Annotated in this window: 19 protein-coding genes, 1 tRNA gene and 2 rRNA genes; 8 read left to right on the forward strand and 14 right to left on the reverse strand. The window is 62.6% G+C overall.

Features of this window, described 5'->3' with window-relative positions:
• Positions 1 to 67: 67 nt before the first annotated feature.
• The 4 genes from ACPTTC_RS00065 to ACPTTC_RS00080 form a co-directional block, all read right to left on the reverse strand.
• Positions 68 to 2,949, reverse strand: a 23S ribosomal RNA gene (locus ACPTTC_RS00065).
• A 430-nt stretch (positions 2,950 to 3,379) separates the two neighbouring features.
• Positions 3,380 to 4,912: ribosomal RNA gene (locus tag ACPTTC_RS00070) — 16S ribosomal RNA — on the reverse strand.
• The 16S and 23S rRNA genes sit together here, the layout of an rRNA operon.
• 572 nt (positions 4,913 to 5,484) lie before the next feature.
• Entirely contained in the window at positions 5,485 to 6,015 is a 531-nt protein-coding gene (locus ACPTTC_RS00075; RefSeq protein ID WP_423391216.1) for a cytochrome b, read from the reverse strand.
• Positions 6,015 to 7,109, reverse strand: coding sequence for a catalase family peroxidase (locus ACPTTC_RS00080; RefSeq protein WP_423391217.1), 1,095 nt, complete (start codon positions 7,107 to 7,109; stop codon positions 6,015 to 6,017). Before ACPTTC_RS00080 ends, ACPTTC_RS00075 begins: the two co-directional genes overlap by 1 nt.
• A 156-nt stretch (positions 7,110 to 7,265) precedes the next feature.
• On the opposite strand from ACPTTC_RS00080, the gene ACPTTC_RS00085 reads away from it, so the two are divergent.
• Both ACPTTC_RS00085 and ACPTTC_RS00090 read left to right on the forward strand, forming a co-directional pair.
• On the forward strand, positions 7,266 to 7,787 hold the full coding sequence (locus tag ACPTTC_RS00085; protein ID WP_175956534.1) for a sigma-70 family RNA polymerase sigma factor: 522 nt from the start codon (positions 7,266 to 7,268) through the stop codon (positions 7,785 to 7,787).
• Positions 7,784 to 8,542, forward strand: a complete 759-nt coding sequence (locus tag ACPTTC_RS00090) for an anti-sigma factor family protein (protein WP_423391218.1) — start codon at positions 7,784 to 7,786, stop codon at positions 8,540 to 8,542. Before ACPTTC_RS00085 ends, ACPTTC_RS00090 begins: the two co-directional genes overlap by 4 nt.
• 819 nt (positions 8,543 to 9,361) lie before the next feature.
• Here ACPTTC_RS00090 and ACPTTC_RS00095 read toward each other — a convergent pair.
• The 6 genes from ACPTTC_RS00095 to ACPTTC_RS00120 all read right to left on the reverse strand — a co-directional run bounded on the left by ACPTTC_RS00095 (position 9,362) and on the right by ACPTTC_RS00120 (position 12,288).
• Entirely contained in the window at positions 9,362 to 9,679 is a 318-nt protein-coding gene (locus ACPTTC_RS00095) for a hypothetical protein (protein ID WP_226199155.1), read from the reverse strand.
• Positions 9,680 to 9,694: 15 nt separating this feature from the next.
• Positions 9,695 to 10,594 carry an Imm72 family immunity protein gene (locus tag ACPTTC_RS00100; protein WP_226199156.1) on the reverse strand — a complete coding sequence of 300 codons (900 nt, stop codon included), beginning with the start codon at positions 10,592 to 10,594 and terminating at the stop codon, positions 9,695 to 9,697.
• A gap of 16 nt (positions 10,595 to 10,610) precedes the next feature.
• Complete coding sequence (locus ACPTTC_RS00105) at positions 10,611 to 11,327, reverse strand: hypothetical protein (protein ID WP_423391219.1); 717 nt, start codon at positions 11,325 to 11,327, stop codon at positions 10,611 to 10,613.
• A gap of 81 nt (positions 11,328 to 11,408) precedes the next feature.
• On the reverse strand, positions 11,409 to 11,666 hold the full coding sequence (locus ACPTTC_RS00110) for an Imm74 family immunity protein (protein WP_423391220.1): 258 nt from the start codon (positions 11,664 to 11,666) through the stop codon (positions 11,409 to 11,411).
• Between the two features lie 18 nt (positions 11,667 to 11,684).
• Positions 11,685 to 12,014, reverse strand: coding sequence for a hypothetical protein (locus ACPTTC_RS00115; RefSeq protein ID WP_423391221.1), 330 nt, complete (start codon positions 12,012 to 12,014; stop codon positions 11,685 to 11,687).
• A gap of 31 nt (positions 12,015 to 12,045) precedes the next feature.
• A complete protein-coding gene (locus tag ACPTTC_RS00120; protein WP_423391222.1) occupies positions 12,046 to 12,288 on the reverse strand; it encodes a hypothetical protein in 243 nt (80 codons plus the stop codon).
• Positions 12,289 to 12,884: 596 nt separating this feature from the next.
• On the opposite strand from ACPTTC_RS00120, the gene ACPTTC_RS00125 reads away from it, so the two are divergent.
• Positions 12,885 to 12,961: transfer RNA gene (locus ACPTTC_RS00125), tRNA-Val, on the forward strand.
• A gap of 305 nt (positions 12,962 to 13,266) precedes the next feature.
• Positions 13,267 to 13,791 (forward strand): DUF2628 domain-containing protein, encoded by a 525-nt coding sequence (locus ACPTTC_RS00130; protein ID WP_423393296.1) that lies wholly within the window; start codon positions 13,267 to 13,269, stop codon positions 13,789 to 13,791.
• A 78-nt stretch (positions 13,792 to 13,869) separates the two neighbouring features.
• Here ACPTTC_RS00130 and ACPTTC_RS00135 read toward each other — a convergent pair whose 3' ends face one another.
• Together ACPTTC_RS00135 and ACPTTC_RS00140 are read right to left on the reverse strand one after the other, a co-directional pair.
• Positions 13,870 to 14,751 carry a sigma-70 family RNA polymerase sigma factor gene (locus tag ACPTTC_RS00135; protein ID WP_423391223.1) on the reverse strand — a complete coding sequence of 294 codons (882 nt, stop codon included), beginning with the start codon at positions 14,749 to 14,751 and terminating at the stop codon, positions 13,870 to 13,872.
• The gene (locus ACPTTC_RS00140) at positions 14,751 to 15,227 is read right to left on the reverse strand and encodes a carboxymuconolactone decarboxylase family protein (protein WP_423391224.1); all 477 of its coding nucleotides are present in this window, start codon (positions 15,225 to 15,227) and stop codon (positions 14,751 to 14,753) included. The genes ACPTTC_RS00135 and ACPTTC_RS00140 overlap by 1 nt, the downstream gene beginning before the upstream one ends.
• 549 nt (positions 15,228 to 15,776) lie before the next feature.
• On the opposite strand from ACPTTC_RS00140, the gene egtB reads away from it, so the two are divergent.
• The 4 genes from egtB to ACPTTC_RS00160 all read left to right on the forward strand — a co-directional run bounded on the left by egtB (position 15,777) and on the right by ACPTTC_RS00160 (position 18,882).
• Positions 15,777 to 17,000, forward strand: coding sequence for an ergothioneine biosynthesis protein EgtB (egtB, locus tag ACPTTC_RS00145; RefSeq protein ID WP_423391225.1), 1,224 nt, complete (start codon positions 15,777 to 15,779; stop codon positions 16,998 to 17,000).
• Positions 16,984 to 17,997, forward strand: a complete 1,014-nt coding sequence (egtD, locus tag ACPTTC_RS00150; RefSeq protein WP_423391226.1) for an L-histidine N(alpha)-methyltransferase — start codon at positions 16,984 to 16,986, stop codon at positions 17,995 to 17,997. Before egtB ends, egtD begins: the two co-directional genes overlap by 17 nt.
• A 299-nt stretch (positions 17,998 to 18,296) precedes the next feature.
• Complete coding sequence (locus tag ACPTTC_RS00155; protein WP_174953224.1) at positions 18,297 to 18,584, forward strand: hypothetical protein; 288 nt, start codon at positions 18,297 to 18,299, stop codon at positions 18,582 to 18,584.
• Positions 18,585 to 18,627: 43 nt separating this feature from the next.
• A complete protein-coding gene (locus ACPTTC_RS00160) occupies positions 18,628 to 18,882 on the forward strand; it encodes a hypothetical protein (RefSeq protein ID WP_423391227.1) in 255 nt (84 codons plus the stop codon).
• Positions 18,883 to 18,970: 88 nt separating this feature from the next.
• Here the strand turns inward: ACPTTC_RS00160 and ACPTTC_RS00165 are convergent, their stop codons facing one another.
• Positions 18,971 to 21,997 (reverse strand): type III restriction-modification system endonuclease, encoded by a 3,027-nt coding sequence (locus ACPTTC_RS00165; RefSeq protein WP_423391228.1) that lies wholly within the window; start codon positions 21,995 to 21,997, stop codon positions 18,971 to 18,973.
• Positions 21,997 to 24,015 (reverse strand): site-specific DNA-methyltransferase, encoded by a 2,019-nt coding sequence (locus tag ACPTTC_RS00170; protein WP_423391229.1) that lies wholly within the window; start codon positions 24,013 to 24,015, stop codon positions 21,997 to 21,999. The genes ACPTTC_RS00165 and ACPTTC_RS00170 overlap by 1 nt, the downstream gene beginning before the upstream one ends.
• Between the last annotated feature and the right edge of the window lie 72 nt (positions 24,016 to 24,087).

Below are 24,087 nucleotides of genomic sequence, written 5' to 3' on the forward strand. Positions count from 1 at the left end.
GTGTGTATCACACACGAGAATCCAACCAGTCCGACGCGCTGTAATCAGCGCGAAACAGACTTGTTATAGGATCAAGCCTTACGGGCAATTAGTATCAGTTAGCTGAACGCATTACTGCGCTTACACACCTGACCTATCAACGTCCTGGTCTCGAACGACCCTTCAAGGGGATCTAGTCCCCAGGGATATCTCATCTTAAGGCGAGTTTCCCGCTTAGATGCTTTCAGCGGTTATCTCTTCCGAACATAGCTACCCGGCGATGCCACTGGCGTGACAACCGGTACACCAGAGGTTCGTCCACTCCGGTCCTCTCGTACTAGGAGCAGCCCCCTTCAAATATCCAACGCCCACGGCAGATAGGGACCAAACTGTCTCACGACGTTTTAAACCCAGCTCACGTACCTCTTTAAATGGCGAACAGCCATACCCTTGGGACCGGCTACAGCCCCAGGATGAGATGAGCCGACATCGAGGTGCCAAACACCGCCGTCGATATGAACTCTTGGGCGGTATCAGCCTGTTATCCCCAGAGTACCTTTTATCCGTTGAGCGATGGCCCTTCCATACAGAACCACCGGATCACTATGACCTGCTTTCGCACCTGCTCGACTTGTCGGTCTCGCAGTTAAGCACGCTTATGCCATTGCACTATCAGCACGATTTCCGACCGTACCTAGCGTACCTTCGTACTCCTCCGTTACGCTTTGGGAGGAGACCGCCCCAGTCAAACTGCCTACCATGCACTGTCCCCGACCCGGATCACGGGCCAAGGTTAGAACCTCAAACAAACCAGGGTGGTATTTCAAGGACGGCTCCACCGAAACTAGCGTTCCGGTTTCATAGCCTCCCACCTATCCTACACAGATCGGTTCAAAGTCCAATGCAAAGCTACAGTAAAGGTTCATGGGGTCTTTCCGTCTAGCCGCGGGTAGATTGCATCATCACAAACACTTCAACTTCGCTGAGTCTCGGGAGGAGACAGTGTGGCCATCGTTACGCCATTCGTGCAGGTCGGAACTTACCCGACAAGGAATTTCGCTACCTTAGGACCGTTATAGTTACGGCCGCCGTTTACCGGGACTTCAATCAAGAGCTTGCACCCCATCATTTAATCTTCCGGCACCGGGCAGGCGTCACACCCTATACGTCCACTTTCGTGTTTGCAGAGTGCTGTGTTTTTATTAAACAGTCGCAGCCACCAGTTTATTGCAACCCCTTCACCCTTTGCGCGCAGGCGCATCAAGCTACAAGGGCGTACCTTATCCCGAAGTTACGGTACCAATTTGCCGAGTTCCTTCTCCCGAGTTCTCTCAAGCGCCTTAGAATACTCATCTCGCCCACCTGTGTCGGTTTGCGGTACGGTCATCGTTAGACTGAAGCTTAGAGGCTTTTCTTGGAACCACTTCCAATTGCTTCGCTCCCTAAGGAGCTCGCGCCACACCCTTGAATTACGCGCCCGGATTTGCCTAAGCGCCTTCTCCAATGCAGCGACCGGGACTTCCAACACCCGGACAACCTTCCGCGATCCGTCCCCCCATCGCATCTAACAATGGTGCAGGAATATTGACCTGCTTCCCATCAGCTACGCATTTCTGCCTCGCCTTAGGGGCCGACTCACCCTACGCCGATGAACGTTGCGTAGGAAACCTTGGGCTTACGGCGAGGGGGCCTTTCACCCCCTTTATCGCTACTCATGTCAGCATTCGCACTTCCGATACCTCCAGCACGCTTTTCAACGCACCTTCGCAGGCTTACGGAACGCTCTCCTACCATGCGTGCAAAGCACGCATCCGCAGCTTCGGTATATAGCTTAGCCCCGTTACATCTTCCGCGCAGGACGACTCGATCAGTGAGCTATTACGCTTTCTTTAAAGGGTGGCTGCTTCTAAGCCAACCTCCTGACTGTTTTAGCCTTCCCACTTCGTTTCCCACTTAGCTATATTTGGGGACCTTAGCTGGCGGTCTGGGTTGTTTCCCTCTTGACACCGGACGTTAGCACCCGATGTCTGTCTCCCGTGATTGCACTCTTCGGTATTCGGAGTTTGCTATGGCGGGGTAATCTGCAATAGACCCCCCAACCATGACAGTGCTCTACCCCCGAAGGTGAGACACGAGGCACTACCTAAATAGTTTTCGGAGAGAACCAGCTATTTCCAAGTTTGTTTAGCCTTTCACCCCTATCCACAGCTCATCCCCTAACTTTTCAACGTTAGTGGGTTCGGACCTCCAGTACGTGTTACCGCACCTTCATCCTGGCCATGGATAGATCACTTGGTTTCGGGTCTACGCCCAGCAACTGAACGCCCTATTCGGACTCGCTTTCGCTACGCCTGCCCTATACGGTTAAGCTTGCTACTGAACGTAAGTCGCTGACCCATTATACAAAAGGTACGCCGTCACCCCTTTCGAGGCTCCGACTGTTTGTATGCATGCGGTTTCAGGATCTATTTCACTCCCCTCCCGGGGTTCTTTTCGCCTTTCCCTCACGGTACTGGTTCACTATCGGTCGATCACGAGTATTTAGCCTTGGAGGATGGTCCCCCCATCTTCAGACAGGATTTCACGTGTCCCGCCCTACTTGTCGCACACCTAGTTCTTTCATACTGTTTTCGCCTACAGGGCTATCACCTGCTATGGCCGCACTTTCCAGAGCGTTCGGCTAACAATACAAATAAAGAGTGCAAGGCTCATCCCATTTCGCTCGCCACTACTTTGGGAATCTCGGTTGATTTCTTTTCCTGCGGTTACTTAGATGTTTCAGTTCACCGCGTTCGCTTCACTAGACCTATGTATTCAGTCTAGGATGACCCAAAAGGGCCGGGTTTCCCCATTCGGACATCTACGGATCAAAGCTCGTTTGCCAGCTCCCCGTAGCTTTTCGCAGGCTACCGCGTCCTTCATCGCCTGTGATCGCCAAGGCATCCACCACATGCACTTGTTCGCTTGACCCTATAACGAGTCTGTCTCGTTACAGGTTGAGTTCTCGCGTTGTGCCGTATTCCAATTGATGTCGGCTAGAGTTAGCGCTTTAGCGCTTACTCTGGCCCCACTCCCGAAGGGAGTAGTTTACGAATCATCTTGAGATACATCGATACAATCACAACCCGGATAACTTTCACGTCCATCTCAAGACGCTTCCGTTATCCAAATTACTTACTTCTTCCAGATTGTTAAAGAACGACAGCCGATACTTTTGTATCGCTCTGACTGGCTCAATCGCCAATGAAAAAGACTCGAATCGAACTTCATCCGAATATTTATCATTGAAGATTATCGAAAGCGGCCGGCATTATAACCGAGAAAACCGCTAACAGACAGTCTTTCTGTCTTTATCAACAGCCGATAAGCGTGAGCGCTCAACTTTGCGAGATAGCTCTGGAAAGGAGGTGATCCAGCCGCACCTTCCGATACGGCTACCTTGTTACGACTTCACCCCAGTCATGAATCCTACCGTGGTGACCGTCCTCCTTGCGGTTAGACTAGCCACTTCTGGTAAAACCCACTCCCATGGTGTGACGGGCGGTGTGTACAAGACCCGGGAACGTATTCACCGCGGCATGCTGATCCGCGATTACTAGCGATTCCAGCTTCATGCACTCGAGTTGCAGAGTGCAATCCGGACTACGATCGGTTTTCTGGGATTAGCTCCCCCTCGCGGGTTGGCAACCCTCTGTTCCGACCATTGTATGACGTGTGAAGCCCTACCCATAAGGGCCATGAGGACTTGACGTCATCCCCACCTTCCTCCGGTTTGTCACCGGCAGTCTCCTTAGAGTGCTCTTGCGTAGCAACTAAGGACAAGGGTTGCGCTCGTTGCGGGACTTAACCCAACATCTCACGACACGAGCTGACGACAGCCATGCAGCACCTGTGCGCCGGTTCTCTTTCGAGCACTCCCGCCTCTCAGCAGGATTCCGACCATGTCAAGGGTAGGTAAGGTTTTTCGCGTTGCATCGAATTAATCCACATCATCCACCGCTTGTGCGGGTCCCCGTCAATTCCTTTGAGTTTTAATCTTGCGACCGTACTCCCCAGGCGGTCAACTTCACGCGTTAGCTACGTTACTAAGGAAATGAATCCCCAACAACTAGTTGACATCGTTTAGGGCGTGGACTACCAGGGTATCTAATCCTGTTTGCTCCCCACGCTTTCGTGCATGAGCGTCAGTATTGGCCCAGGGGGCTGCCTTCGCCATCGGTATTCCTCCACATCTCTACGCATTTCACTGCTACACGTGGAATTCTACCCCCCTCTGCCATACTCTAGCCTGCCAGTCACCAATGCAGTTCCCAGGTTGAGCCCGGGGATTTCACATCGGTCTTAGCAAACCGCCTGCGCACGCTTTACGCCCAGTAATTCCGATTAACGCTTGCACCCTACGTATTACCGCGGCTGCTGGCACGTAGTTAGCCGGTGCTTATTCTTCCGGTACCGTCATCCCCCGACTGTATTAGAGCCAAGGATTTCTTTCCGGACAAAAGTGCTTTACAACCCGAAGGCCTTCTTCACACACGCGGCATTGCTGGATCAGGCTTTCGCCCATTGTCCAAAATTCCCCACTGCTGCCTCCCGTAGGAGTCTGGGCCGTGTCTCAGTCCCAGTGTGGCTGGTCGTCCTCTCAGACCAGCTACTGATCGTCGCCTTGGTAGGCCTTTACCCCACCAACTAGCTAATCAGCCATCGGCCAACCCTATAGCGCGAGGCCCGAAGGTCCCCCGCTTTCATCCGTAGATCGTATGCGGTATTAATCCGGCTTTCGCCGGGCTATCCCCCACTACAGGACATGTTCCGATGTATTACTCACCCGTTCGCCACTCGCCACCAGGTGCAAGCACCCGTGCTGCCGTTCGACTTGCATGTGTAAGGCATGCCGCCAGCGTTCAATCTGAGCCAGGATCAAACTCTTCAGTTTAAACCTGTTACTGTTTTCGGTTCTTTCGAACCGGTCGCTCACTCAAAGCTGACAGGAATATGAATTGCTTCATAAACCTGACTTACTTTAGTGTGAGACTCTTGATACTTTTGCTATCTGATCCGAGGATCAGCTCGCTTCCATCAAGCGCCCACACTTATCGGCTGTTAATTTTTAAAGAGCATTCTGCGAGGAACTTCGTGTTTCCCGGCAGCGCTGCGTTTTCAGCAGCAGAGAAGCGAGATTATTAACCGTTTTTTTAAATCCGTCAACAACTTTTTTAACTACTTCGTTGCGACGACTGCGGTTTAATTCCATGTGCACTGGAGTCGTTAAAACCGACATCAACAGCACCGCTTCCCTTCTTCCCCCGCGCTGCGTTTCCGTTAGCGCGAAAGAGGCGTGATTCTAAGCACCTGTCTCAGTCTCCGCAACCCCTTTTTTGAAATTATTTTGACATGTGGTAGCCGGGGCCTCTGAACCTGTCCTACGGTCAGATATATGCGACACGGCAGGAGCAGGCCCGGTTGCCCGTGAACCGCCCCGCCGCATCGAGCGCAATCCTCCGCCGCTCACCGGCCCACCATCGCCCTCACCACGCCGTCCCGTCGAATCAGCCCGTGATACAGCGCTGCGGCAAAGTGCGCGAGGAACGTCGCGAAAAACAGATACGCCAGCACCCGGTGCGCGACCCGGAGCCAGGCAAACGTCACCGGATCCGCCGCCACGATCGCCGGCAGCTGCACACCACCGCCCAGCGTCACCGGATACCCGCCCGCCGACAGCATCGCCCAGCCGATCAGCGGCATCGCGAGCATCAGCGCATACAGCACGAGATGCGACCCGTGCGCGGCAACCTTCTGCCACCACGGCAGATCCTCGGGCAACGCCGGCGGCTTCGACAGAACCCGCACCACGATACGCACGCACACGAGCACCAGCACGGCTATGCCCAGCGGCTTGTGAATCGACACCAGAAGCGCATGCCGCTCAGAGACAGACGCCACCATCCCCACCCCGATGAACAGCATCGCGATGATCATCGCGGCCATCGCCCAGTGCAGCACCCTCGCCGGCAAACCAAACGTCGCAGAAGTCTTCATCACCGTCCCCCCGAACTCAACCTGGCCACACCTGCCACCCCGGCCTCTTCACTCGTCCTGCGCAGATACGAATCCGCGTAGGCAGCCGAGCGCGCCGCCAGCAACGGATCCCCCGACACCTGAATCCCCTGCGGCAGCACCGTCGGGTCGTAATTCACGTCGCGGCACGGCCCGCTGTCCTGCGCCTCCACGCGGTCGAGCACGAGCGTGCCCGCGTCGATCGTCGTGCGCTGCGCGGGCCAGACCTTCGTCGCGTCGTCCACCGGATCGCCCGGCTCCGCCAGGGTGACCAGCAGCTTCCACTTCTGCGCACCGGCCGCGATGCGCTGCGTCACGTCCTGCTGCAGCACGTTCGGATCCGCGGCTATTGCGACGTCACCGGCGCCGGCCGTCTGCTCCGGCACGACGCGCCATCGCACCGCCTGGCGCTTGCCCGCCGCATCGACGAAATAGAACGCGTTCAACCCGTAATAGCTTTCGGTGACGTAGCTCGCGCTCGGCTTCGCACCCTTCACCCATTCGCGGAACGCGGCCGTCTCCGGGTGCGCGCCGAAAAACGCCTTCACCTTCACCGGATCGGGCTTGCCCGTCTTCGGATCGGGCCGGGTCGCCAGCAATTGCGCGTAGAACGCCTGCGGCGTCGCGACCGGAAACACCGGCATCGCGTTCATCCCGGTTCGCCATTGCTCGCCATCGGGCGCGGTGAGCTTCAGCGCGAGGCTGCGGATCGGCACGCTGCTGTCGGGCGCATACGGATTCCCGCCCGGCAACGCGAAACGCCCGACCACCGGCGTGCGCACCGCCTTGAAGAACGGCGCGACCGAATACGCGCTCGCGGCGCCGTTGCCTTCGAAGTAACCGGTCACGCACACGCCCTTCGCGTGATTGCGCCGGAAACCCGGATGAATGCCGCCGCCGGCCGCCTGCAGCGCATCGACGATCCGGTGCGGAGTCAGACGCGCCGGCGCGAGCCAGCCGCCGACATACCCGAACGCCACGGCCACGCTGGCCACCGCGCCGCCGATCGCAGCCCAGCGCCACCACCCGCGCCCGGGCTCGCGCTGCGGCGAAGAAGAGGAAGAAGATCGCTCCATATATAGGCTCCCGACCGTCAGGTCATTGTCGAACCCGCGTAGGACGCCACCCGCGCCGCTTTATTCCACGAAAAGTTTTTTCCTATGCTGGTGGAATAAGTGGCGCCGACCAGCGTCTTACGCGGTATCTCGACCCATTCGGCAACCGGCCCGGCCATGCCCTCCACCGCCCTCGACGACGACGCGCTGCGCGAACTCATCCCCAGGCTGCGACGCTTCGCGCTCTGGCTCGCGCGCGACGTCCACGCGGCCGACGATCTCGTCCAGTCGACGCTCGAGCGCGCGCTGTCGCGCTGGACGAGCCGTCGCGACGACGCGTCGCTGCGCAGCTGGCTCTTCACGATCCTGTACCGGCAGTTTCTCGACGGCAAACGCAGCGCGAAGCGCTACGCGTGGCTGCTTGGGCGCATCCGCGATGACGACGAAGCGCACTGGCCGTCCGCCGAACGCGAATTCGCGGCGCGCGCGACGCTCGAAGCATTCGGCCGGCTCTCCGACGAGCAGCGCAGCCTGCTGCTGCTCGTCGCGGTCGAGGGCTTCACCTATCAGGAAGTCGCCGACCTGCTCGACATCCCGATCGGCACCGTGATGTCGCGGCTCTCCCGCGCGCGCCAGGCGCTGCGCCAGCTCAGCGACGGCGAGCTTCCCGCTCCTTCTCTCCGCCTGATGAAGAAATGAACACGCCTCCGAACGAACACGACCTCCAGGCCTATGTCGACGGCCAGCTCGACGACGCTGCGCGCGCCGCGGTCGAGCGCTATCTCGCGCTGCATCCGGAGCGCGCGGAACAGGTGAAGCAATGGCAGCAGGATGCCCAGCGGTTGCGCGCTGCGCTCGAGAGCGTGCGGATGCCGGCGGACAACCCCGCGCTGGATCCGGCGGCGATTCGCGGACGGCGCGCGGAGCGCACGCGGATGCGGTTCGCGATGGCGGCTTCGTTCGTGTTCTGCGTCGGGCTGGGGACGTTGGGCGGGTGGCAGGCGCGCGGGTGGAACGCGCCGCCACCCATCGCGCCGATGAGCGATGCGGTCGAGGCTTACCGGATGATGGTGGTCGATCAGACGGCGAAGGTGGATTACCGGCCGACGGGTGCGGGAGATTTGCAGGGGTGGCTCACCAGGCGCGTCGGCGCGTCGGCGAAGCTGCCGGATTTGAGCGCGGCCGGGTTCAAGCCGGTCGGCGGACGGCTGTTCACGACGGACAGTGGCGCCACGGCTACGATGGTGCTCTATGAAGACGCAGCCGGGCGCACGCTGAGCTTCTATCTGCGGCCGGCGGAATCGAAACATCGACTGCTGCCGAGCGGGCAACGTGTGGATGGTGCGCTGCTCGCACGGTATGGATCGGTGAACGGGCTCAACTATGCGGTGGTCGGGCCGGCCGGAAGCCTCGCGGAGAAAGCCGTCGTGCAGGCGCTCGATCAGCAGACTTGATTTGCGGTGGTACGATGCGCGCCCGGCTGGCGGCGCTCGATGGCCGCAAGCGCCCGGAATGATGCGGCTTTGCCGGCTTGGGCGTGGTCCCGATCACCGCTGGATTGCACAGCGTTTCGACTGACTTCCCCGGTCTGTTGTCCACACCTAAACGTCTTTGGCACCCTCACCTTTTTGAGTCACAGGGTTTCGAGTCGCTGCGGAACAGGATATCCACATCGATCATGGCGGCACCTCGCGTGGCCATCGGTCGACTCGCTCACCTTGGGTTGGCACAGTGTTTCGCGTTGTTTTCGCATGCGATATCCACAACCGGTGAGATAACGCGAACATCCGCTCCGAATTCGATTACCCTCGCGCACTGAACGCACAGGCCTTCGAGTGCTTTGACTTCTCGATATCCACAAGGCAATCAATCGCAGCGGATCGTGCGAAAACTGTCCGCATCATCTGTACTATCCCGGCAGAGCCCTGCCAGACTGGGTGTTCGGGCTGATTCACGTGGCTGAATGCAAGGCGCTCACCTGTTCGATGCGCAGCGATTCGACTGGTTGGGTGTGCGGGTTGTCCACATGCAGACCGCCGGCAAGCGCACGATACGCAATGCATATTCCGCCAGCGCCCACGTCGTAGAACCGGCAACTCATACCAGTCGTGTGCTGACGCACTCGAATCGGGCTGCCACGATGCGAATTCGCCAGAATCCGCGCCCGGCTTGCGATCCGGATGCTTGCTCACCAATCGGATGCACAGCGTGACGAGTCGTTTTGCGTGCCGGTTATCCACAACCGAGGGCAGCGCCCCTTCGTCGCTCCCAACTCACTTGATCCCGTAAATCCGGAGAATCTCGCCCGTTTCCGGAGAGACGATGTACTTCAGTGAATTCCCGAGCGGACTCGCGTTACCGAGCCCTCGCATGCCCGGCGGCATCTTTGCCAGGAACGTCACGCTGATGACGTGATCCTCAGGCGTCGGATCCGCCCTCGCTTCACTTTCGTCCTCGATGTAGATCTCGAAGTTGCGCAGATCCTGCCCGGTCTTCGCAAAATCCTCATAGGCGGCCTTCAGGCCGAGCAGCGTCGCGGTATTGAGCCGGACGGAATATCGCTCGACCGCGCCGAAATTCAGCTTGCTCATGGTGTTCTCCAGATGTCACGGGTTCATGCTCGTCTGCGGCACTTGCCGCGGCTCGAGGAAATACTGCGATTCGTCGGGTACGGCGCCGTTCACGTAACGCCGGTCTTCCCACAGCAATCGCCAGCACGTCGGGACGAGCAATCCCGGGAATTCATCCGTGAGGTTCGGCGCACGAGTGCCCCGAACGAAATAATTGAAGCAACCTCCATTACGCAAACCGGGTATGACGATCGGCACGATGCCCGGCCGCCTCGACCACCCGACGACGACAGGCTCCCAGATACCGTCGCAAGGCACTTTCCGGCCGGTCCAGATCACCGGGCCCACTGCTTTCGGAACCGCGGGCAGCTCCTCCGGAAACACCGGGTACGAAAGCGTGTGGAAGTTGCGCTCATAGGCATCCGGGGACAACAGCCGTCTTGCCGAGCGCAGTTGTGCGAGGTTGCCGAATCGATCGCCCGAATCGAACGGCGCATACTCCATCTGGTATTCCGATGCGTGCAGCAGTCGGGCCAGCGCGTCGATCTTCGGCGGGTACGGGGCAATCTGCCCGCCGCGATCCCAGTAATCGGGATGAGGGTAGAAATACGCGTCCAGAAGGTGATATTGCCGGTACACGTGCTTGAACGGCCCACCGCTCCGCCAGCCGATCCGGTTCCCTCGGGCCAGCTCGGTCAGCCCTCGATCGTAAGCAGCGAGGATGTCGACGATGATCGGAAAGTGGGTGTCCTGAATGGACTCCGGATCATCAACGGGCCACGTGTTCACTGCATGCTCGTACGCGTTCGCGAATTGCGCAAATGCATCGCGCTTGCGCGTCCAGAGCGACAGACTCGTCAAGCGTTGAAGCAACCAGAAAATCTTGCGCCGGGTGGCGTCGTCCGTCATGTCGCACTGCTTGATCGTGTCCGTCACGATTGCTCCGCTACGCTCACGTCCGCGTGTCCTTGTTGCGCAGACCGCTACGTTCCAACACCTCTCGCAGGCACACCGGACACACGAGCTCACCGGCGTTCCACATCTGCATAAACATGGCCCGATCATCGATGCGTAACGTCGATTCAACGATGTCGATATCCGTCCCGAGCACCTTGTGCAAGAACGCTTCGTCAAACCAATGCTTGGCTTCGTGCTGTGCGCTGGCATTGATCACCCGCACGACGTGACAATCGCGGATCACGTCGATCGACAAGATAGCGGCCTCGATATCCGGTGAGGTCCGCGTCGGCCGGATCAAGCCGTGCAACTCGCAGCGCGCGTCGCCGCGCGACCACTTCGCATTCGCCGCGACGACGGACGTGTCGAACGCCTGCTCTTTCGTCGTCGGTTTATAGGGTGCTTCGCCGGAGCGGACGAGCAGCTCGTCCAGGCATGCCGAACACAGATGCGCGCGCAAGCGCTCCAGCGCCGCAATTTTTGGAAACGCCTTCACATGCGCAACGTTGTCGACAAAGGTCGCGTCGACCTCGTGCTCGTCGAGTTCGGCACGCAGCATCCACATTTCCCGGCTGTATTTCGGGCGATCGAGCGAAACCTTCACGAGCTCGCCGGACAAGAACTGCCCGCGCTGCCGAATGCGCGCGGCAATGCCCTTCGATGTCGTGATCCCGTTATCGCGTCCGTGCCGACCGCAGTGAATGGGTCCCATTACCCGCTCCGGTTGCGGGCAGTGGTCGTGTCGCCCGGGTCGTTCTTCGGTTTCATCGTGTCAGTCATCCTCATCGATGGCTCAGGGTTCGAACTCGACCGTCGCGCGTCGCGACGAGAAATATGCAGTGATCGCCGAAATCACGGCCTGGCGTGTGACGGCATCGATCGTCTCGCCGTCGTTGCTCGTCTCGACGTACTTCACGGAATCGACGTAGACGACGAATGCGGGCCCGTTGTCCACGCCGGGCAGCAATGCTTCGCCAAGCGCTCGCACGGTGCGGTGCCCGTCGGACAGCAAGATCTCGCCGCGCGACACCATCAGGACTGTGTACGTCATGAACTTGCCTCGCGTGATTCAGTCATGCCGCTCGATGACGCATTGCGTCGGCCCGCGCCACGCAACCGAACGGTATCCGCGCCGCACGACGCCGATCTCCCGGTAATACTCGACAAGCGCCTGCGGGCTCCAGTCGCGGCCCGCGGAGAACAGCGCATCGAGATCGACAAGCGCGGCCACGAGAGCCTGGCGGTCGGTATCGTCTGCGATCGCGCGTTCCCAGCGACCGGATCGTCGAACGAAGCCCAACCGTACCAACACATCGGCGGCAGCCATCACGTCGGTCACGACAACCGCAACGTCGCCGGCGATATCCGTCACCAGCACCTCGTCGACAGGTACCTTCATTGATCCCCTCGTCAGGTCTCGCCCGCTGCCATCACCCTGCTTCTTTCGTGAGCCATCTAACGATTTCCTCGACGTCCTCGCCGAACAGCTTCCCGACGCGATCAACGAACACCCCGTAGTCGAGATCGAACTTCACGTTGAATCGCTCGCCCTTGTAGCGGCAACACAGGACTTCGGCCTCCGGGATCGACACGCGTTGCTCGAACACGATGTCGCCCGGGCGTTGCTGCAACCGGTGTACGACGGCATCGATATCCAACGAAGCATCGGTCATGTGTCGTGAGCCTGTGCGCCAAGCCCTCTCATCCTGAATGTCGGCGATTCTACAGATCTATGGATACGGCGGCTCACACATCATCCGATGCGCCTCACAGCTTGCCGCTTCGTTTATCCGATCCCCGCACGCAGTGCATATCCTGCGCGAATCACAGTCGACGGACTGTGCTTATCCAAAGGTGTTAACAGAGTTCGTATACATACGTAGTGATAGTTAACAAACCCTGTGCCTCACAGTGGATAACGTCCCTAAGCCCATGAATTCGCGACAGGAAGCAGAATGCATAACCCTGGGTGCGCGACGTGAACAGCTTCGGGCAGCACAGAACAACTTTTCGTCGATTCACAGCCGCGGCGACATATCCTCAATCGTTCCACTGTGAATCCAGAGGCTTGCCGGAGGGTTATCCAGAGGGCAATGTGGATAACACCACAGCGCATCGACGCGTTTTGCTGTGATGCGAACAGATGAAGCCAACGTTCCCGGCATCGCCAGGCAACATCGATCGTCGCCCTCCGCGCACCCCGATTCAAAAAATTTTCACGAAGGGGCTTGTGCTCCTCAAAAACCCTCTCTATAATTCGCGGCTTCTTAGGCTCGTAGCTCAGTTGGTTAGAGCACCACCTTGACATGGTGGGGGTCGTTGGTTCGAATCCAATCGAGCCTACCAACGAACAAATGAAGGGGTCTGGCAGCACAACTTGCCTACAGGCAATGCGGCTCGCCAACATACAAACGCCACGCGGCAACTTCGCGTGGCGTTTTTCTTTTTCCGGCCGAAACAACGCATGTTGCTCCGATGCGTTGCGCGATCCACGGCGTCGCATTTCTCACCGACACTTCGTTCCGCTACACAACGGGCACTGCGCCGCGCGTAGAATCGTGTGCGCATCGAAGCGGCTGTTCCGACCGTCGCCCGATTTCCAACCCATCAAAACAACGACGCGCGATCCGCGCGACCGAGAGCACATGACCATGTCCGACGTCACGACCGCCACCTCATCTGCGAGCAACGACGAGATCGCCGCTTACGTCGGCAAGAAAGCCGCCTGGTTCGAGAAGAAGTGGGAGATCGCCGCGTCGCGAAAGAACCGGCAGTCGTGGAACTGGGCCGCCTGTTTCCTGGGCCCGGTCTGGATGGCGTATCGATGCATGTACTGGCAGGCGGCGGCCGTTCTTGGCGCGACGGTCGCGATCACGCTGATCGAACTGCTGTTCTTCTCAAAATACTTCGAATCGAGCACGTTCGACCCGGTCACCATCGGGATCGCGGTCGCGCTCGGCTGGTGCGGGAACGGTCTCTACAAGACGCACGTCGAACGCAAGATCGAGAAACTGCGCCCGAGCGCGACGTCCCGCGAATCGTTGCTCGCGCTGCTGGAAGCGCAGGGCGGCACGAACCGGCTCGCGGCAGCCGGTTTCGCGATCGCGACGCCGTTGCTCGGTTTCCTGGTGATCGCGATCGGGACCGTACTGACCGCAGGAACCGGTGGCCAGTAAAGCAGGGCGGCAGGACGGAGAAAAGGGCGCCTCGCGGCCGTGCAAGCGCACGGTACCCGACGCGCGATCCCGCCGCACTCAGTGCAAATGCCTCAACTTGTCAGGATTCCGCACGACATAGATCGCGACGATCTTCCCGTCCTCGATCTCGAGCGCGGTGGTCTGCAGCTCGCCGTCAGACTCCAGCGTGACGAAGCCCGGCAGCCCGTTGACGAAGCCCGCACGCACGAGCTTCGACGCATGCGTGGCGAACAGCCCGGCCAGGTACTCGTGCACCTTCATCACCGGCTCAAAGCCGAATACCGGCGTGCCAGTAGCCGAGCGCTTGCCGCCGCCATCCGCGTGCAGGCTCACGTCCTCGGCAAGCATCGCGCCGAGCGCGCGCATGTCGCCGCTGCGTGACGCCGCGAAGAACGCTTCCGCCAATTCGATCCCGCGCTGCTTTTCGACATGAAAACGCGGCCGCGCCTCGCGTACATGCGTACGCGCTCGCGCAGCGAGTTGCCGGCATGCGGCCGGGTCGCGCTGGATCGTCGTGGCGACTTCGTCGAACTCGAGGCCGAACACGTCGTGCAGCAGGAACGCCGCGCGTTCGAGCGGCGAGAGCCGTTCGAGCGCGAGCAGCAGCGGCAGCGTGACGTCTTCCTGCTCGTCTTCCTCGACGACCGGCTCGGGCAGCCACGGGCCGATATAGGTCTCGCGCTGGTGCCGCGCGGACTTCAGCTGGTCGAGGCACATGCGCATCACCATGCGGCGCAGGAACGCTTCAGGGACGCGCACCTCGGTGCGGTCGACGGCCATCCAGCGGATGAATGCCTCCTGCACGATGTCCTCGGCATCCGCGACGGAACCGAGCATCCGGTACGCGACGCGGATCAGCGTGCGGCGCAGCGGGTCGAAGCTCGCGGCCGCATCGGCCCGTTCTTCGGCGCAGCCCTTGGCCGGGTCGAGGTTCGGCATCAGGCCACCATCTTCGCAGCGGCGGCCTTTGCATCGGCCGGATCGATCCACAGCCCGAAGCCGACCGCGAGCCGGTTCCAGCCGTTGATCACGTTGATCATCAGCGTGAGTTTCACCTGTTCCTCCTGGCTGAAGTGGTCGTTCAGCGCAGCATAGGCCGCTTCGTGCGCCGCGTGGCCCTCCGACAGCCGCGTGAGCGCGTCGGTCCAGCCGAGCGCCGCGCGTTCGCGATCGGTGTAGCAGGGCGCTTCGCGCCACGCGGACAGCAGGTAGATGCGCTGCTCGGTCTCGCCATGCTCGCGCGCCTCGGCCGTGTGCATGTTAATGCAGTTCGCGCACGCGTTGATCTGCGACGCGCGGATCTTCACCAGCTCGATCAGCGTCGGCTCGAGGCTCTGCGCGGCGGCGACCGAGACGGTCATCCAGTTCTTCATCAGGGCGGGCGCGGCGGCAAACGGGTTGAGCTTCGCAGTCATGGTCCTTCTCCTTTCGTGTGGGTTCCGGTGATATGACGAGCGAGCGCCCCGCGTGTGTGACATCGACGCAAAATTTTTCTCGAAGCCGGCGCGCGGCTCGGCGCGGAAGGCCGCCGGGCGAGGCCGGGCAGGGTGCGCGTCGAACCCGAAAAACACGGCGGGCATGCTTCGTGCCCCGTACAGGTCAGACGATTCCCGGTTCGCGTCATCGTGACGATCACGGCCGCGGCGGGCGTCGATTACAACGGCCGATGCATGCACTGCCGCACGCACCTCGATACGCGCTGATGTCAGTAATTGGCAGGTGATCGGTTGCTTTCATTTACATTTATCAGCCGTTTCATCCGCATCTCGATCAGCAGCATTCACATTTCTGGACCATACTGTTCTGCACGGGCAGATGCAGTGACGCCGCATTCGCGGCCCGGCGCGCGCGCCGGTTGCCCGACGACGCAGCAGCAGGTCGCACGTCAGCCGCGCGCATCACGCGCAAGGCTTTCCTTTTTCCGGCAACGCAACGCAGCGAATCGCGCCGTGGACGGTAAACCGATGAGCCTCCTTGCATCACAGCTTCAGCGCCGTTACCAGGACGTGCGCGCTCATAGCGTCGCGCTGACCGCGACGCTGTCCGCCGAAGACCAGGCCGTGCAGTCGATGCCCGACGCCAGTCCGACGAAATGGCATCTCGCGCATACGACCTGGTTCTTCGAAACCGTCGTACTGATGCGACGCGTGGCCGGCTACGCGCCGTTCGACGCGGCATTCCAGTTCCTCTTCAATTCCTATTACGAAGCGCTCGGTCCACGCCATCCGCGGCCGCAACGCGGGTTGCTCACGCGCCCGTCGCTCGACGAAGTGCATGCGTACCGACAACACGTCGACGACGCGATGCTGCACGCACTGGCCGGTGCCGATGCGGCGCTGCTCGAGACGATCGCGCCCGAGATCGTGCTCGGCCTGCATCACGAGCAGCAGCACCAGGAGCTGATCGTCACCGACATGCTGCACGCGTTCTCGTGCAACCCGCTGAAGCCGGCATTCCGGCCGCGCAACGGGATGGACGCCGGCACGATGGCCGTGGGCGACGCCGGCGCGCAGCACTGGCTGCACCAGCCGGGCGGGCTCGTCGAGATCGGCCACGACGGCGACGCGTTCTCGTTCGACAACGAACGGCCGCGTCATACGGCGCTCGTGCGGCCGTACGAGATCGCGAACCGCCTGGTGACGAACGCGGAATTCGCGGCGTTCGTCGCCGATGGCGGCTATACGCGCCCGGAGTTCTGGCTGTCGGACGGCTGGGCGACGGTGCAGCGGGAAGGGTGGCAAGGGCCCGCGTACTGGATGCCCGACGATGACGATGCGGCCGCCACGCGCGTACGGCGCACGTTCGGCCTGCACGGCGTCGAACCGCTCGCTCCAGACGCACCGGTGTGCCACGTGAGCTTCTACGAAGCGGCCGCGTACGCGGACTGGGCCGGTGCGCGCCTGCCGACCGAATTCGAATGGGAAGCCGCGTTCCCCGCCGAAGGTATCCGGCAGATGCTCGGGCACGTGTGGCAATGGACACGCTCGTCCTACGAGCCGTATCCGGGCTTTCGGCCGCTTGCGGGTGTGGCTGCCGAATACAACGGCAAGTTCATGGTCGGCCAGCAGGTCCTGCGCGGCAGCAGCATCGCGACGCCGCCCGGGCACGAACGGCCGACGTACCGCAATTTCTTTCCGCCGGCCGCGCGCTGGCAATTCACGGGAGTGCGACTTGCGCGAGACGTCTGACCAGACGGCCACGAGCGGTGGCCAGCAACCCGCCCGCGATTCGCGGCCGAGCGCGTTCGCGCGCGACCTGATCGACGGACTGTCGCGTACGCCGCGCAGCATTCCGCCGAAATACTTCTACGATGCGGCCGGCTCTGTGCTGTTCGATCGCATCTGCGAACTGCCGGAGTATTACCCGACGCGTACCGAGCTCGGCATCCTGCGCGACCGCGCGGCCGAGATCGTGCGGCGCGTCGGTCCGCATGCGGAACTCGTCGAATTCGGTGCGGGCTCGCTCGAGAAGATCCGCGTGCTGCTCGACGCGTTCGCGGGCAACTATGCGAACGCGCCGGCGCGCTACGTGCCGGTGGACATCTCGGCCGACTACCTGCACGACGCCGCCGCGCGGCTGCGTGCGGCGTATCCGTGGCTCGACGTCGCGCCGATCGCGGCCGATTACACGAAGGCCGAGCAACTGGCCGCGCTGACCGCGACACCGGCGCGGCGCATCGGCTTCTTTCCCGGTTCGACGATCGGCAACTTCTCGCCGGAGGAAGCCGATGCGTTCCTGCGCGATGCTGCGCGGCTGCTGCGTGGCGGCGGCTTGCTGGTCGGCGCGGATCTCGTGAAGGACGAGCGCACGCTGCACGACGCGTACAACGATGCGCAGGGCGTGACCGCGCAGTTCAACCTGAACCTGCTGGTGCGCGCGAACGCCGAGCTCGGCGCGGATTTCAATGTCGACGCGTTCTCGCATTGCGCGTTCTACGACAGCACGCGGCAGCGCATCGAGATGCATCTCGTCAGCGATATCGCGCAGACCGTGCACGTGCGTGGCCACGCGTTCCGCTTCGACGCCGGTGAGCGCATCCACACGGAAAATTCGCACAAGTTCACGATCGACGGTTTTCATGCGATCGCGCGCCGTGCGGGATTCGAGCCCGATACCGTGTGGACCGACGCGGACAACCTGTTCAGCGTGCACTGGCTGCGCAGCGTCGACGATATCCGCGCGTGACGCGCGCTTGCGAACCGCTCGCGTACGGTGCGGGCGGTTCGCTTTCGGCGTATTCCCGTTGCGGTGCAAGCCGGCGTGCTCCGATCGCCCGGTTTCGTGCCGAACAGCCCTTTTTGCCGGCCCGATGCACCGCTGCAACGGTGCGTGGAATGCCGCCTCTTCCTTGTGCCGCAAGGCTTTACGGACGGCTGTAAACATCCGTTACCGGTCTCGCATACCCGTTTCACCTGTGTCTGCACCTCGTGCCTAGACTCCGAACCGTATTCACATGACGCACGACACGTGCAGGGAGTCGCGAGATGAACAAGAAACTCATCCTCGGTGCAGTTCTCGGTGTAGCGGCGCTGGCAGCTTCGGGCGTCGCATCGGCCCACGTCGACCTGTCGGTCGGGATCGGCGTACCCGCGTATGCGGCGCCGGCGCCCGTCTACGTGGCGCCGCCTCCGCCGGTTGCGTATGCACCGGTCGGCTATCGCTACGACGACTGGCGTGCGCGCGAATGGCGCGAACACGAGTGGCGCCGCCGTGAATGGCGCGAGCACGAATGGCACGATCGCGGCGGCTGGCGCGGCGGCCGCTGGGATTGAGCGAAGCGGCTCGACTTGATTGCTACACGAGGAGAATGAACACATGATGCCCACTCGACACATCAGGATGTGCGCGACCGCCGCCATCGTTGCGCTTGCCACCATCGGCAGCGCGCACGCGGCGGGCTGCATGAAGGGCGCGGTGGTCGGCGGTGTGGCCGGCCACTACGCGGGGCACCACGCGGTCGTCGGCGCGGTTGGCGGCTGTATCGTCGGTCACCACATGGCGAAGAAGCACGCGCAGGAAGAGGCTGCGCAGCACAAGGCCGCCGCGCAGGGCATGCAGCCGGCGCAGTAAATGCCATCGTCGTCGGGGAGGTCGCCGCGGCGGCAGCCCCGACCGGCACGCTTCATGAAATAAGGGCGGCTCATGGCCGCCCTTCGTTTTACCGCCCGGCGCCCGCCGGCGGCTCCGCAGGTTCAAACAACGCCTCCGCCTGCCTGACGCGCACGAAGCGCGCCGCGCCATCGCCCTCCACCAGCGCCCGGAAATGCGCTTCACCGCACGCGAGCTTCGCACGCTCGTGCTCGCTCGGCACGTTGCCGTCCGCATTCGGCGTATCGACGACGAAGTACAGCCGTTCGCCACCGTCCTGCTCCGCGAGCACGGCCCAGTCCGGGTGATAGCTGCCGAGCGGCGTCGACACGCGGAACCACGCGGGCAGCTTCGCGTACAGCTTCACGCCGTCGTGCGCCTCGAGCGCATCGGCGAACGCGCGCTCCGCGTCCGTCTCGCACACGACCGCTTCGTGGATCGACTTTTGCGCATCGGGCCGCAGGTTGCGCAGATAGCCGGTCAGCGCCTCGCTCTCGAACGATTCGAGCGCATGCACGTGGCGCTCGCCGAGCTTGCGGTACGCGATGCCCGCGACGAGCGCGAGCCGCTTGCAGCGGTTGATCGCATCGGCCGCGACCGCGATGAACTGCTGCGGATTCACGCGGAAATCCTCGAGCCGGCCGCTGTCGGCCAGGATCGTCGCGAGCGAACGGCGCGTGAGCTGCGTGCGGTCCTGCAGCTCGGTGAGCAGGTCGGGCAGCGGCAGCTCGCCTTCGTCGAGCAGCACTGTGCCGGCGCCGGCCACCTCGATCGCCTCGATGCCGGCCTTGCCGATGTCGATCTCCGCCTTGCGCCATTGCAGCCGGGCGCGTGCGATGTCCGGCGCGTCGTGCAGCGCGGCCGCGCAGTCACGCACGAGCTTCGCGTTGTCGAACTCGACGCTGTAGACGGTGCGATGGCGAATGCGGTCCCACAACGCGCGGAAATCCTCGCCGAACACGACGGCCTTGCCCGACGCATCGCGCCGCAGCGCGATGGCACGGCGCTCGTCCGCGTTGCGCACGGCAAAGCGGCCCGACAGCTTGCGCAGCGTCGCGACGATCGGCGCGCGCAGCATCTCGAACGCATCCGGCAGCACCAGTGCGCTCTGGCGCAGCGCATCCTTCAGCCGGTCGAGTACCTTGCCCTGCGCGTCGACGTAACCCTGCTCGTGCAGGTGGTTCCAGAGCACGCGCGACAGCTCGACGCCGAGCGCATGCGCGGGCCCGTCGCCTTCCTGCACGGGCAGCGCCGCGAACTGGTGTTCCTCGACGATCCCGAAACGGATGCCCGTATCGGCCTCGATTTCCTTCTGCAGGTTCTCCGCGAACGACTCGTAGCGCTCGGTCGCGATCACGGTGAGCGTGTTCACGCCCGCATCGCGCACGCGTTCGCCGTCCTGGTCGACGGCGAGGCGCAGCCCGCGGCCGAGCGTCTGGCGGCGCTCGCGTTCGGTCTGGATGTCGCGCAGCGTGCAGATCTGGAACACGTTCGGGTTGTCCCAGCCTTCCTTGAGCGCCGAGTGCGAGAAGATGAATTTCAGCGGCGTGTCGAACGACAGCAGCGCTTCCTTCTCGCGCATGATCAGGCCGTACGCGCGCTCCGCGTTTTCGCGCGCCGCGGCGCTGCTTTCGCTCGTGTCGGTCCAGCCGCCCTTGCGGTCGATCGAGAAGTAGCCGTTGTGCGCGCGCCCGACTTCGAGCGCGACGTCGACACCGTCGAACAGCGCACGGTAGGCCGGCACGCGCGCCGCACGCGCGTATTCCTCTTCGAAGATCAGCGCGTAGTCGCCCTTCACGGGCATGCCGTTCTCGTCGTAGCGTCGGTAGCGCTCGACCGAATCGACGAAGAACAGCGACAGCACCTTCACGCCGCGCTCCGCGAGGCGCAGCTCCTTGTCCAGATGCTCGCGGATCGTGCGGCGGATCATCTCGCGCTGCACGGCGAGCGTGTCGATGTCGCCGAACGCCTCGCCGAGCGACAGGAATGCCTCGCCTTCCGGATGGCGCAGCTCGACGTATTCGGCGCCCTTCACCGCATGCACCTCGCCGATCCGCAGCCCCGCGTACAGCGCACGCTTGGTCAGGCGTTCGAGATCGTCGCCGTCGGTGGCCGACACGATCTGGCGTTTCACGCCGGCCGCCGTCGCGACGTCGAGCTCGACGCGCGCGCTGATCGCGCCGCGCCGGTTCGACACGCCGACGAGCCGCACGTACGGCTTGTTGTGCGCATCCTCGACGATCGCCGATGCGATCTCGATCTGCTTGACCAGCTTGCGCTCGTACGCGTCGACCGCATCGAGCCGGTACACCATGTGGTGACGGTCGACGTGCGTGGCCGAATAGCGCAGCGTGCAAAGCGGCGCCATCGCGGCGAGCGCTTCGCGGCCACGGCCTTCGAGCCCGCCGTCGACGCTCTGCGGCTCGTCGACGATCACGATCGGCCGCGTCGCGCGGATCAGGTCGATCGGCTTCTCGCCGCCGGTCTTCTCGCTGTCCTTGTAGAGGTTGTTGATTTCCTTCTTGTTGATCGCGGCCACCGTCATCACCATGATCTGGATCGCCGCGCTCGCCGCGAAGTGGCGCACCTGGCCGAGCTTCGCGGAGTCGTACAGGAAGTAGTCGTACGGCACGCCCGCGTACAGCGCGCGGAAGTGATCCTCGGTGATCGAGAGCGTCTTGTGCACGCCTTCCTTGATCGCGATCGACGGCACGACGATCACGAACTTCGTGAAGCCGTAGCGGCGGTTCAGCTCGAAGATCGTGCGCAGGTACACGTAGGTCTTGCCGGTGCCGGTTTCCATCTCGACGGTGAAGTCGCGCGAGCCGGGCAGGCCGGACGGCGGCAGCCCGCCGCGCAGCTGCACGTCGGCGAGATTGCGCGCGAGCGCGTCGTCGGTCAGCGACAGCCGGTTGCCGACGCCCTGTTCCGACACCGCGAAGCCGAGCGAGCCCTGCGCGGCGGCCGTGGTGCCGGGCGCGGCGTTCGCGAGCACGCTGAAGTCGCCGCGATACGATTCCTGGCCGCGAAACAGGTCGCAGACGGCGTCGATCGCCTCGCGCTGGTAGTCGAGATCCGCTTCGAAATGCAGCCGCATCACAGGCTCCGCACGCGCTTCACGCCGTGCTGTTCGAGCAGCGCGGCGAGATTGAGCTTCGCGACGTCGTCGACGAAGCCGCTGTCGCGGAACAGGCACGTGACGTCGTGCGTCGTGCCGGTCGCATCGAGCAAGTCGACGATGCCGTCGGCCAGCGGCCCCGCGTCGTCGCGCGTGATGCGTGCATCGAAGCACGCGACGATCGAATGGCCGATCAGGTGCACGGTCTTGCCCGCCACCTGGTGATGCTCGACCGGCGTGCACAGGTCGAGGCCGAGCTTCAGCGTCAGCTCGGCGAGCAGGTCGTCCTCGGTGCGGCCGGTCTTCACGTGCTCGACGGACGCGAAGAGCGCATGGTCGAAGTCGTCGCGGCGCGGATCCCACTCGATCACGTTGGTCGTGTCGAGACGGTACACGCGAAAGCCCAGGTCGCCATAGCTTTCCGGGTAATCGCGCGCGACCTGCTGCGCGGCGCGGCGCAGGCGTTCCTTCGTGATTTCGGCGAGCGTCAGCGGCTTTTTCAGCTTCGCGCAGAAATCGGCCGCGCTCTGCTGCGTCTTGTCGCGGCGGTCGAGCGCTTCGGGCAGCTGCACGAGCACGTAGCGGCGCGCGCCGCCGTCGGTCGCGTTCACCTGCATCACCGCGTGGCCGGTCGAGCCGGAGCCCGCGAAGCAGTCGAGCACGATGTCGTCGCCGCGCGTGCACCAGCCGATCACGGCCGCCGCGAAATCGACCGGCTTCGGCAGGTCGAACGGAATCCCGAGCGTCTTCAGCAGCGCGTCGTCGGAACCGGCGAACGGCAGCACCGACGGCACGTTCTCGTACATGTTCTCGTCGAGGTAGTAGATCCGCTGCGGCTGCGTGGTTTCGTCCGCGCCGAATTCGATCTGGCCGCGCTCGATCAGCGCCTGCATCGTCGCAGGCGGGTTGCGCCAGCCGCGCGCCGGCATCGCGCACGGCTTGCCGGTGACCGGGTGGATCAGCGGCGTGAAATACTCGTCCGGCGCCTTCTTCTTGTTCGGCCAGGCCATCGACACGAGGCGGTACACGCGGCCTTCTTCCGACAGCCGGTCGTACATCACCTCGCCGCCGGACAGGTTGGTCTGCGCCTTCATCCACGCGCGGTACGCCTTCTGCGCGTCCTTCGCGTTGCCGCTGCGGTACATGGCGTCGTGCGCGGCGTCGAGCATGCGCTGCGCGTTGCGCTTCGGGCGCTTGAGCGGCGCCCGCTCGAGCAGCGTCTCGGCGTTGCGCGCGAACAGCACCAGCGATTCGTGCTGGTACGCGATGCCGCGCGCGTCGCCCTTCGGGTTGCGCTTGTCCCACACGGCGACGCCGAGCTCGTTCTCCTCGCCGAAGATCTCGCGCAGCATCAGCACCAGCGCGTGCACTTCATGCTCGTCGATGTGCACGGCGATCAGCCCTTCGTCGGACAGCAGCGCGTGCGCGAGCTTCAGGCGCGGATACATCATGTTCAGCCAGTCGGTGTGGAACCGGCCGTTCGCCTCGGTGTTGGTGCTGCGCTTCACGCCGCCCTCGGTCTGCCCGGTCATCGCCAGGTAGTGGCGGATGCTGTCGGTGAAGTCGTCCGGATAGACGAAATCGCTGCCGGTGTTGTACGGCGGGTCGATGTAGACGAGCTTCACCTTGCCTGCGTAACTCTTGTGCAGCAGCTTCATCACGTCGAGGTTGTCGCCCTCGATCACGAGATGGCGCGTATCGTCCCACGCGACGCTGTCGTCGGGGCAGGGCCGCAGCGTGCCCGTCGACGGCGTGAGCGCGGCCTGGCGCGCGCTGCGCTTGCCGTGCCAGTGGAAGCCGTAGCGCTCGTCGGCGTCGCCGACCGTGCGTTCGCCGATCAGCGCCTTCAGCACGTCGACGTCGACCGACGCGCCCTCCGGGCCTTCGGTCACGAGTTCGGGGAACAGCGCCTTCAGGCGCGCGACGTTGTCGGCGGTGAAATCCGTCGACATCGCCTGCGGGCTGGCCGCATCGAGTTTGTGCATCGTCTTTTCCATCGGAGCCCGGCCGCGCGCGCCAGGACGTCGGGCGCGCTCACGGCACCGGCGGCAATGGCCGCCCGGGCAAAC

This window comes from Burkholderia mycopellens, assembly GCF_964265025.1.
Taxonomy (GTDB): domain Bacteria; phylum Pseudomonadota; class Gammaproteobacteria; order Burkholderiales; family Burkholderiaceae; genus Burkholderia.

Excerpts from the sequence above, each read along its gene's own strand:
- ACPTTC_RS00130 (WP_423393296.1), top strand. The coding sequence starts at position 13,267 with ATGTCCGACGTCACGACCGCCACCTCATCTGCGAGCAACGACGAGATC.
- ACPTTC_RS00085 (WP_175956534.1), top strand. The coding sequence starts at position 7,266 with ATGCCCTCCACCGCCCTCGACGACGACGCGCTGCGCGAACTCATCCCC.
- ACPTTC_RS00090 (WP_423391218.1), top strand. The coding sequence starts at position 7,784 with ATGAACACGCCTCCGAACGAACACGACCTCCAGGCCTATGTCGACGGC.
- ACPTTC_RS00135 (WP_423391223.1), bottom strand. The coding sequence starts at position 14,751 with ATGCCGAACCTCGACCCGGCCAAGGGCTGCGCCGAAGAACGGGCCGAT.
- ACPTTC_RS00165 (WP_423391228.1), bottom strand. The coding sequence starts at position 21,997 with ATGCGGCTGCATTTCGAAGCGGATCTCGACTACCAGCGCGAGGCGATC.
- ACPTTC_RS00095 (WP_226199155.1), bottom strand. The coding sequence starts at position 9,679 with ATGAGCAAGCTGAATTTCGGCGCGGTCGAGCGATATTCCGTCCGGCTC.
- ACPTTC_RS00115 (WP_423391221.1), bottom strand. The coding sequence starts at position 12,014 with ATGAAGGTACCTGTCGACGAGGTGCTGGTGACGGATATCGCCGGCGAC.
- ACPTTC_RS00075 (WP_423391216.1), bottom strand. The coding sequence starts at position 6,015 with ATGAAGACTTCTGCGACGTTTGGTTTGCCGGCGAGGGTGCTGCACTGG.
- ACPTTC_RS00105 (WP_423391219.1), bottom strand. The coding sequence starts at position 11,327 with ATGGGACCCATTCACTGCGGTCGGCACGGACGCGATAACGGGATCACG.
- ACPTTC_RS00170 (WP_423391229.1), bottom strand. The coding sequence starts at position 24,015 with ATGGAAAAGACGATGCACAAACTCGATGCGGCCAGCCCGCAGGCGATG.
- ACPTTC_RS00155 (WP_174953224.1), top strand. The coding sequence starts at position 18,297 with ATGAACAAGAAACTCATCCTCGGTGCAGTTCTCGGTGTAGCGGCGCTG.
- ACPTTC_RS00120 (WP_423391222.1), bottom strand. The coding sequence starts at position 12,288 with ATGACCGATGCTTCGTTGGATATCGATGCCGTCGTACACCGGTTGCAG.
- ACPTTC_RS00110 (WP_423391220.1), bottom strand. The coding sequence starts at position 11,666 with ATGACGTACACAGTCCTGATGGTGTCGCGCGGCGAGATCTTGCTGTCC.
- ACPTTC_RS00160 (WP_423391227.1), top strand. The coding sequence starts at position 18,628 with ATGATGCCCACTCGACACATCAGGATGTGCGCGACCGCCGCCATCGTT.
- ACPTTC_RS00140 (WP_423391224.1), bottom strand. The coding sequence starts at position 15,227 with ATGACTGCGAAGCTCAACCCGTTTGCCGCCGCGCCCGCCCTGATGAAG.
- ACPTTC_RS00080 (WP_423391217.1), bottom strand. The coding sequence starts at position 7,109 with ATGGAGCGATCTTCTTCCTCTTCTTCGCCGCAGCGCGAGCCCGGGCGC.
- egtB (WP_423391225.1), top strand. The coding sequence starts at position 15,777 with ATGAGCCTCCTTGCATCACAGCTTCAGCGCCGTTACCAGGACGTGCGC.